This is a genomic window from Nonomuraea sp. NPDC049152 (assembly GCF_040648355.1).
GTDB lineage: Bacteria > Actinomycetota > Actinomycetes > Streptosporangiales > Streptosporangiaceae > Nonomuraea.
This window is the reverse complement of sequence record NZ_JBEZDO010000070.1, coordinates 1-9,111: the sequence shown is the minus strand read 5'-3', so window position 1 is coordinate 9,111 and position 9,111 is coordinate 1. Positions and strand designations below refer to the sequence as shown.

Below are 9,111 nucleotides of genomic sequence, written 5' to 3'. Positions count from 1 at the left end.
GCTTCGTTATGTCTTAACTTTACCATTTCGCCCGATTTGCTGTCAAACCGGTCAACCTGGCTACAATCTCGACCACCCCGCTTCCGGGGCAACCCCTCTAACTTACCAGCCCTCCGACCGATTCACAAACCGATCTTCAGAACCGCTGCGTTGTTGGGGGTTCCGACGCCTGACGGCTTCACCACCAGGTGGTTGCGCCGCACCGCGTCGGTTCCTAAAGATTAGCAGCGCTCCAGACCGCTCGAGACGTGAAACGTAGACTCGGCCAGGTGAGCAGCCACATCCCGCCTCTGGCGAAGAAGGTATCGAGCGAGCGTGCCCATCACGGCGACACCGTGATCGACGAGTACGCGTGGCTCACCGACAAGGAAGACCCTGACACGATCGCCTATCTCCAACAGGAGAACGAATATCTCAAGCAGGAGACCGCCCACCTGGAAGTGCTCCAGGAGCAGGTCTTTCAGGAGATCAAGGGCCGTACCCAGGAGACCGACCTGTCGGTCCCCAGCCGCAAGGGCGCGTGGTGGTACTTCTCCCGCACCCACGAGGGCAAGCAGTACGGCATCTCCTGCCGGGTTCCCGCCGACGGCGACACGCCGCCGGTGATCACCACCGACGGCACGCTCCCCGGTGAGCAGGTCCTGCTTGACGGCAACGAGCTGGCCGGCGACAGCGACTTCTTCTCGATCGGCACCAGCGCCGTCACCCCCGACGGCAAGCTCCTCGCCTACTCCACCGACTACAAGGGCGACGAGCGGTTCACGCTGACGTTCAAGGACCTGGAGACGGGCGAGAAGCTCTCGGACGAGATCGCCGGCGTCTTCTACGGCGGCGCGTGGTCGGCCGACGGCACCACGTTCTTCTACACCAGGGTCGACGACGCCTGGCGCCCCTTCCAGGTCTACCGCCACACCCTCGGCACCGACGCCGAGGAGGACGTGCTGGTGTACGAGGAGCCCGACGAGCGCTTCTGGGTCGGCATCGGCCTGACCCGCAGCGAGAAGTACCTGGTCATGGGTGCGGGCAGCAAGATCACCAGTGAGGTCCGCATCCTCGACGCCGAGGACCCGACCGGCGAGTTCAGAATCGTGCGCCCCCGCGTGACGGGCGTCGAGTACGGCGTCGAGCACGCGGGCGACCGCTTCTTCGTGCTCCACAACGAGCACGCGGAGAACTTCGAGCTCGCCACCGCCCCGCTCGACGACCCGGGCGTCTGGACCCCGCTCATCCAGCATCGCGAGGACACCCGCCTGCTGGAGATCGACGCGTTCGCCACCCACGCGGTCGTCCACTTCCGCCGCAGCGGCCTGACCGGCATCCGCATCCTCCCCTACCCGCTGAACGGCGACCAGGGCGAAGCGGCTCCCAAGGGCGAGCCCTACGAGATCGAGTTCCCCGAGCCGCTCTACGACGTGGCGCCCGCGGGCAACCCCGAGTTCACCACCGAGCGGCTGCGCCTCGGCTACACGAGCATGGTCACCCCGCCGAGCGTCTACGACTACGACCTCGAGACGCGCGAGCTCATCCTCCTCAAGCAGCGCCCCGTGCTCGGCGGCTACGACCCGTCCGACTACGAGCAGTTCAGGGAGTGGGCCACCGCGGAGGACGGCACCAAGGTGCCGATCTCGATCGTGAAGAGGAAGGACGCGGCCAAGCCCGCCCCCACCGTCCTGTACGGCTACGGCAGCTACGAGACCTCGATCGACCCGAGCTTCTCCGTCGCCAGGCTCAGCCTGCTCGACCGCGGTTTCGCGTTCGCGGTCGCGCACGTGAGGGGTGGCGGCGAGATGGGCCGCAGATGGTACGAGGAGGGCAAGCTCACCAGGAAGAAGAACACCTTCACCGACTTCGTCGCCGCGGCGAGGCACCTCAAGGCGTCCGGCTGGAGCGAGCGGATCATCGCGAGAGGCGGCTCGGCGGGTGGCTTGCTGATGGGCGCGGTGACCAACCTCGCCCCAGAGGAGTTCGCCGGCGTGGTGGCCGAGGTGCCGTTCGTCGACGCCCTCAACACCATCCTCGACCCGTCGCTCCCGCTGACCGTGATCGAATGGGACGAGTGGGGCGACCCGTTGCACAACGCCGACGTCTACGCCTACATGAAGGGCTACTCCCCCTACGAGAACGTCGAGGCGAAGACCTACCCGCCGATTCTCGCGATCACCAGCCTGAACGACACCAGGGTGCTCTACCACGAGCCGGCCAAGTGGGTCGCGCGGCTGCGGGCGACCGCGGAGGGCGGGCCTTTCCTGCTGAAGACGGAGATGGGCGCGGGCCACGGCGGGCGCAGCGGGCGCTACGACGCCTGGAGGGAAGAGGCGTTCGCACTGTCCTGGATCATCGAAAGGGGAACGAAGTGAGCTACGCGGCGGCGGATGACCGCTACGAGAAGACGCCCTACGTCCGCAGCGGCAGGAGCGGGCTCAAGCTGCCTCAGGTCTCGCTCGGCCTGTGGCACAACTTCGGCGACGACCGGCCGATCGAGAACTCGCGGTCCATCCTGCGCGCCGCCTTCGACCGCGGTGTCACGCACTTCGACCTGGCCAACAACTACGGCGTGCCGTACGGCTCGGCGGAGCGGAACTTCGGCGCCATCTTCGCCCAGGACTTCCGGCCGTACCGCGACGAGCTGGTCATCTCGACCAAGGCGGGCTACGACATGTGGCCTGGGCCGTACGGGGAATGGGGCTCGAGGAAGTACGTCCTGGCCAGCCTCGACCAGTCGCTCCAGCGAATGGGACTGGAGTACGTGGACATCTTCTACAGCCACCGTCCCGACCCCGAGACGCCGCTGGAGGAGACGATGGGCGCGCTGGACAGGGCGGTGCGTTCGGGCAAGGCGCTGTACGCGGGCATCTCCAACTACTCGGCCGAGCAGACCGCGCAGGCGGCGCGGATCATGCGCGAGCTCGGCACACCGCTGCTGATCCACCAGCCGTCGTACTCGATGATCAACAGGTGGATCGAGGATGGGCTGCTGGACACGCTGGAGGAGGAGGGCATCGGCTGCATCGTCTACTCCCCGCTCGCCCAGGGCCTGCTGACCGACCGCTATCTGGACGGCGTGCCCGCGGACTCGCGGGCGGCGACGAGCAGGTTCCTGTCGGCCGACAGGATCGACCGCGACCTGGCCCGCGACCTCAACGAGATCGCGGGGGCGCGCGGGCAGTCGCTGGCGCAGATGGCGCTGTCCTGGGTGCTGAGGGACCCGAGGGTGACCAGCGTCCTGATCGGCGCGAGCAGCGTGGCTCAGCTGGAGAACAATCTGGCCTGCGTGGACGGGCCCGCCTTCACCGAGGATGAGCTCGAGCGGATCGACAAGATCACGAGGCCGACTTCGTCGCCCTCGTGATCAAGATGCTGTGCCGCCTGGCTCCCTCGCTCCGCTCGCTCACAAGGCCGACTTCGTCGCCCTCGTGATCAAGATGCTGTGCCGCCTGGCTCCCTCGCTCCGCTCGCTCACAAGGCCTCGTGCCGCTGGAGGTAGGTGAAGGAGGCCCAGCCCGGCAGCACCGGCAGCCAGAACGTGAGCAGCCGATAGAGGAGCACCGAGGAGGTCGCGTACTCCGCGGGCACTCCCGCCACCGTGAGGCCGACGGCCAGCGACGCTTCGACCGCGCCCAGACCGCCAGGTGTGGGCGCGGCCGAGCCGATCGCGTTGGCGGTCAGGAAGACGACGGCGATCGTGGTGAAGCTCGTCTCGCCGCCGAAGGCGCGCACGCAGCCGTACAGGCAGACCACGAACGCCAGCGACAGGCAGAGGATGCCGCCGAACCCCTCGGCGATCTTGCGGGGTGACTGCAGCACGTCGAGCAGGCGCGGCACGACGTTGGCGAAGAGCGAGCGCAGCCGCTTGGTGATGATCCTTCGCAGCCGCGGCACGCCCAGCACGACCACCATGAGGACGGCGACGGCCAGCACCACGGCCAGCAGCCCGCGCGAGGGCGTGAACGACGTGGTGGCGCTCGACCCGGTGATGTAGGCGAACAGCAGCAGCAGCGCGATGTGGCTGGCCAGGCCGATCACCTGGGAGGCGCCGATGCTGGCGACGGCCAGCGCGGGCGGCACCCCGCGCTTCTGCAGGTAGCGGGTGTTGATCGCGACGCCGCCCACCGCCGGAGGGGTGACCAGCTTGACGAAGGACGAGGCGAACTGCACGAGCACGGTACGGCCGAGCGGCAGCGGCTCGGGCACGAATCCCCTGATCATGAGCGCGGCGGCGACGAAGCTGAGCCCCGAGGCGAACAGCGCGAGGATGCCCCACTCCCACTTGGCCGTGGTGATGACCTGGAGCAGGTTGACCTGGCTGAGCTGCGACAGCAGGAAGTAGGCGGCGAGGGTGCTGGCGATGATGGTGACGAGGGTCCGCGGCTTGAACCGCTCCAGCCGTACCTCTTCGACCTCGGCCTGCGGCGTCAGCGCCTCGATCTGCTCGCGGATGGCGGGCAGCAGGTCCTTCTTCCTGTTCAGCGCCGACCTGGTCTGCCTGGTCAGTGCGATGCGCTGGAGCAGGGGCAGCGCGCCGGCGAGGGCGTCGGGGCCGAGCACGGCCGCGGCGGCCTTGACGGAGCGCTCGGCGCCGACGCGCAGCGCGAGGTAGGTCAGCAGCTGGGCGATGTCGATGCGGAGCAGCAGGTCGCCCGCCGCGACCTCGCCGCTGCGCGGGTCGGTGAGGACGACGCGGCCCTCGCGGTCGAGGTGGATGCTGTCGCCGGTCAGCCGCCGGTGCGCCAGGCGCTGCATCTGCAGCAGCAGCACCTGCTCCCAGATCTGGGCCAGCAGGTCGTCGTCGAGCTCGCTGTTCTTGACGTCGTCGAGGGTGCGGGTCTCCAGGTGTTCGTAGACGAGGAGCGCGGCCTCGGTGCCGATCTCGGTGGTGCCGAGCAGGCGCGGGGTGTTGGCGCCCGCCGCCTGGGTCGCGTAGGCCATGAGCGCCTCGCGTTCGAGCTCGGCGCGCAGCGAGCGGATGGCCCGCCGCCTGGTCTCCGAGTTGAGCCTGATCCGCCGCCACAGCCGGTACGGCAGGCCCGCCACCTGGCGGTCGCGGTCGAGCACGGCGACGTCGAGGCTGCTGCCGTCGGACAGGCCGATGGCGTAGCGGCGGCTGCCCTGGTGGTCGTCGTCGATGCGCCTGGCGGAGACGGGCGTGAAGGACAGTTTGCGCAGCGCGGCGATGACGGCGTTGCCCGGCGGGCGGGTGTTGGGGCTGCCGACGCCGTACAGCGTGCCGAAGCCGACGGCCATGCCGAACAGGAGGGTCACGATCGCGCTCGGCAGGGTGATCTGCTTGCCGGTGAACAGCGCGAAGATGGACAGCGCGGTCACCGTCCACATGAGCGCGCGCCACGTGGGCCGCCTGGAGATGCGGACCGCCGTGGCGTAGGCGATGACGGAGCTGAGCAGCGCGTTGAGCGGTTCGAGGTCGCGGCCGCCGGTCAGCAGCGTGGCCAGGTCGTCGGGGCCGCCCGTGACCAGCCACTGGCCGATCAGGTAGGAGCCTGCCATGCCGATGATGGCGGCGACGAGGCCCTCGGCGACCCGCAGGCCGTCGCGGTGGAAGACCCTTTCGACGGCGAACGCGGCGGGGACGACCAGGACGGCGGCGCCGCTCAGGAAGGTGGCGATGCCGGCCAGGAGGGCGGGGGCGCGGTCGGTGCCCTGGGTGACGTCCTGTTCGAGGCCGATGAGCGTCTGCTGGGCCACGAGCATGATCAGGATGACCGCGGTGAGGACCAGCAGAGTGGCCAGGAAGCGGAGCGCGTCCGACGGGCGGCGCAGCCGCTGGGGCAGGAGTGGTTCGACGACGAAGACCGGTTCGTCGCGTGCTTCAGACACGACTGGATGCTCCTCCACGGAGTCCGCCGATTTCTCGCTTTCCCTGATGTCTGACACCGACAGCGATTCTGCACCTTTCCCGCGCGAGCGTGCGATCTTTGGGTTCCAGTGTCCACAATCCCCACTGCGGCCACTGCACCGGGTAACGTCTCTGCCAGCAACGACGTGCCATCCCATACCCGGTGGACAAAGCTTGCCACCCTAAGCGGCATGATCATGCATTTCCTCGTCGCCTTGGCGGTCGCCGCCCCGGGAGCCTCTCTCGCAGACGACGTGACGATCGATAACGTTCTCAGCCATCTGCGGGCTTTCCAGGCGATCGCCGACGCCCACGGCGGAACCCGGGCGGCGGGAACTCCCGGTTACGACGCCTCGGCGGACTATGTCGCCGCGCGGTTGCGCGCGGCGGGATACACGGTCGAGCGGCAGGTGTTCCGGTTCGATCAATACAGGGAGCTGTACCCCGCACGGCTCGCGGTGGACGGCAAGGACGCCGGCACGATCGCGACACTGACCTATTCGGCGAACGGCGACGTGACGGGCCGTCCGCGCAAGGTGGGCACGGGCTGCCTGAACACCGACTTCGGCGGTTTCGAGTCGGGCGCGATCGCGGTGGTCGACAGGGGCGGCTGCACGTTCGCCACCAAGGCCGCCAACGCCACCGCGGCCGGCGCGGGCGCGCTGGTCGTGGTGAGCCCCAGCGGCCTGTTCTCCGGCAACGCCGGCGTTCCGCAGCGCATCCCCGTGGTCGGCGTCGACTCCGCGACCGGCGCGACGGTGGCGCGGGGCCGTCAGGTGAGGGTCACGACCAGAACCGAGAGCTCGCGGTACACCACGAGCAACGTGATCGCGCAGACCAAGTCGGGCGCCACCGACGACGTGGTGATGGTCGGCGCCCACCTCGACTCGGTGCGTCAGGGCCCCGGCATCAACGACAACGGCTCGGGCAGCGCGGCTCTCCTGGAGATCGCGCTGAGGATGGCCGACTACCAACCGCCCAGGGCCGTGCGCTTCGCCTGGTGGGGCGCCGAGGAGCTGGGGCTGCTCGGATCGAGGCACTACGTGGCCTCGCTCTCGCCTGAGGATCGCGCGAAGATCAAGATGTACCTGAACTTCGACATGATCGCCTCGCCCAACCACACGTACGGGATCTACGACGGCGACGACTCCGACAGGGTGGGCTCGGGGCCTGGACCGCGAGGGTCGGCCGAGATCGAGCAGGCGTTCGTGCGGTTCTTCGTGGGGCGCAGGCTGCCGTACACGTCGGCGGACTTCTCCGGGCGTTCCGACTACAGGCCGTTCATCGAGGCGGGGATCCCGGCGGGCGGGCTCTTCACCGGCGCCGAGGCCCAGAAGTCGCCGCGCGAGGCCGAGCTTTTCGGCGGTACGGCGGGCGCCCCGATGGACCCCTGCTACCACCAGGCCTGCGACACGATGAAAAACATCAACACGACGGCGCTGGACGTATCCGCGGACGCGATCGCGACGGTGATAACCGAGTTCGCCTGGCGTAGGTAACGAAATGCCTTCGGGACCTTTCCGATAAAGGGCTGTCAATATACCTTTCCGAGCATGCGCTTAGCCGTCACGGACAATCATTTTCATTTTCCGAGGAGAGCACTGGTGCGTTCCCGCCTGGGCAAGGGCCTGCTGGCCGCCGTTCTCATCGCACCGCTGGCGTTCACCGGCACGGCTCAGGCCGACTCGCCGGGCAATTCGGTTCGCAAGCTGGTGCGGGCGGTCAAGGGCGAGAACGTCAAGCGTCATCTGAAAGTGCTTGACCTCATCGGAAAGGCTAATGGCAATACCCGCGTGGACGGCACACGCGGGTATGACCTGTCGCGTGACTACGTGGCCACGGCACTGCGGCTCGCGGGCTACAAGGTGACGATCCAGCCGTTCGAGTTCGAGTTCGAGGGCTACAAGACGCCGCCGGTCCTGCAGCGGACCGCCCCCGAGCCCAAGTCGTTCGCCCACGTGACGGAGTTCAACGAGGTGGGCGCCAGCGCCGCGGGCGCGGTGACGGCGCGGGTGCAGCCGGTCGACGTGGTGCTGCCGCCGCCCGCGACGCCCGGCTCCACCTCGGGGTGCGAGGCGGCCGACTTCGCGGGCTTCACCAGGGGCGACATCGCGCTCGTCCAGCGTGGCACCTGCGGGTTCGCGGACAAGGTGGCCAACGCGGTCGCCGCGGGCGCCTCGGCGGTGATCCTCTTCAACGAGGGGCAGCCGGGCCGTACGACGGCGCGGGTCAACCCGGCCATCGGGGAGAACGTTCCCGTGCCGGTCTTCTTCACCAGCTTCGGCGTCGGCAACGAGCTGGCGACCAAGCCGGGCACCACGGTGAAGCTGTCGTTCGACAAGCTGGTCGAGACGAGGACCAGCTACAACGTGCTGGCCGAGTCGCGGTGGGGCGACGACGACAACGTCGTGATGGCGGGCGCGCACCTGGACTCGGTCCAGCCGGGGCCCGGCATCAACGACAACGGCTCGGGCACCGCCGGCGTGCTGGAGGTGGCGCTGCGGATGGCCGGGCACAAGACGGCCAACAAGGTCCGCTTCGGCTTCTGGGGCGGCGAGGAGTTCGGGCTGCTCGGCTCGAACCACTACGTCGCGAACCTGTCCGCGGAGGAGAAGGCGAAGATCGCCCTCTACCTCAACTTCGACATGATCGCCTCGCCGAACTTCACCTACGAGGTGTACGACGGCGACGGCGACGTGTTCGGCACCCCGGGCCCCGAAGGCTCGGCGCGGATCGAGAAGGACTTCCAGGCCTTCTACACCTCGCGCGGCCTGCCGTACAAGGCGAGCGAGTTCGACGGCAGGTCGGACTACAAGGCCTTCATCGACGCGGGCATCCCCGGCGGCGGCCTGTTCACCGGCGCGGAGAAGATCAAGACCGAGGAAGAGGCCAGGATCTGGGGCGGCACCGCGGGGGTCGAGTACGACCCCTGCTACCACGCCCCCTGCGACACGATCAAGAACATCGACGACACCGCGCTCGACGTCAACTCCGACGCGATCGCCACGCTGATGGGCACCTACGCCTACAGCGCGGACGCCGTCGACGGCATCCGCACGGCCGATCCGCGCAGGACCGCCGTAGCGCGTGTCAGCGGCGACGGCCACGGCCACGGCCACGACAAGGCCGAGCTGAGCTAGACCTCACCGGCGGGCCCCCGGGCCGGGCCCGGGGCCCCGCGGGGGGGGGCGGGGGGGGGGCCACCGGATAGTCGTCGGGGATGTTTACAAAGCCGAAGTAGCGGGGGCGGAGCCCCCCGC

Annotated in this window: 5 protein-coding genes; 4 read left to right on the top strand and 1 reads right to left on the bottom strand. The window is 68.7% G+C overall.

The window, feature by feature from the left end; genetic code table 11:
* Positions 1 to 269: 269 nt before the first annotated feature.
* Both AB0B45_RS51005 and mgrA read left to right on the top strand, forming a co-directional pair.
* Positions 270 to 2,357: a S9 family peptidase gene (locus AB0B45_RS51005; RefSeq protein WP_358146230.1), complete on the top strand. Its 2,088-nt coding sequence runs from the start codon at positions 270 to 272 to the stop codon at positions 2,355 to 2,357.
* Complete coding sequence (gene mgrA, locus AB0B45_RS51000; RefSeq protein WP_358146228.1) at positions 2,354 to 3,349, top strand: L-glyceraldehyde 3-phosphate reductase; 996 nt, start codon at positions 2,354 to 2,356, stop codon at positions 3,347 to 3,349. The genes AB0B45_RS51005 and mgrA overlap by 4 nt, the downstream gene beginning before the upstream one ends.
* A gap of 107 nt (positions 3,350 to 3,456) precedes the next feature.
* Here mgrA and AB0B45_RS50995 read toward each other — a convergent pair whose 3' ends face one another.
* Positions 3,457 to 5,832 (bottom strand): lysylphosphatidylglycerol synthase transmembrane domain-containing protein, encoded by a 2,376-nt coding sequence (locus tag AB0B45_RS50995; RefSeq protein ID WP_358146226.1) that lies wholly within the window; start codon positions 5,830 to 5,832, stop codon positions 3,457 to 3,459.
* Between the two features lie 210 nt (positions 5,833 to 6,042).
* Between AB0B45_RS50995 and AB0B45_RS50990 the strand changes: the two genes are divergently transcribed.
* On the top strand, positions 6,043 to 7,350 hold the full coding sequence (locus AB0B45_RS50990) for a M28 family metallopeptidase (RefSeq protein ID WP_358146224.1): 1,308 nt from the start codon (positions 6,043 to 6,045) through the stop codon (positions 7,348 to 7,350).
* A gap of 105 nt (positions 7,351 to 7,455) precedes the next feature.
* Positions 7,456 to 8,991, top strand: coding sequence for a M28 family metallopeptidase (locus AB0B45_RS50985; protein ID WP_358146222.1), 1,536 nt, complete (start codon positions 7,456 to 7,458; stop codon positions 8,989 to 8,991).
* The last annotated feature ends 120 nt before the right edge of the window (positions 8,992 to 9,111 follow it).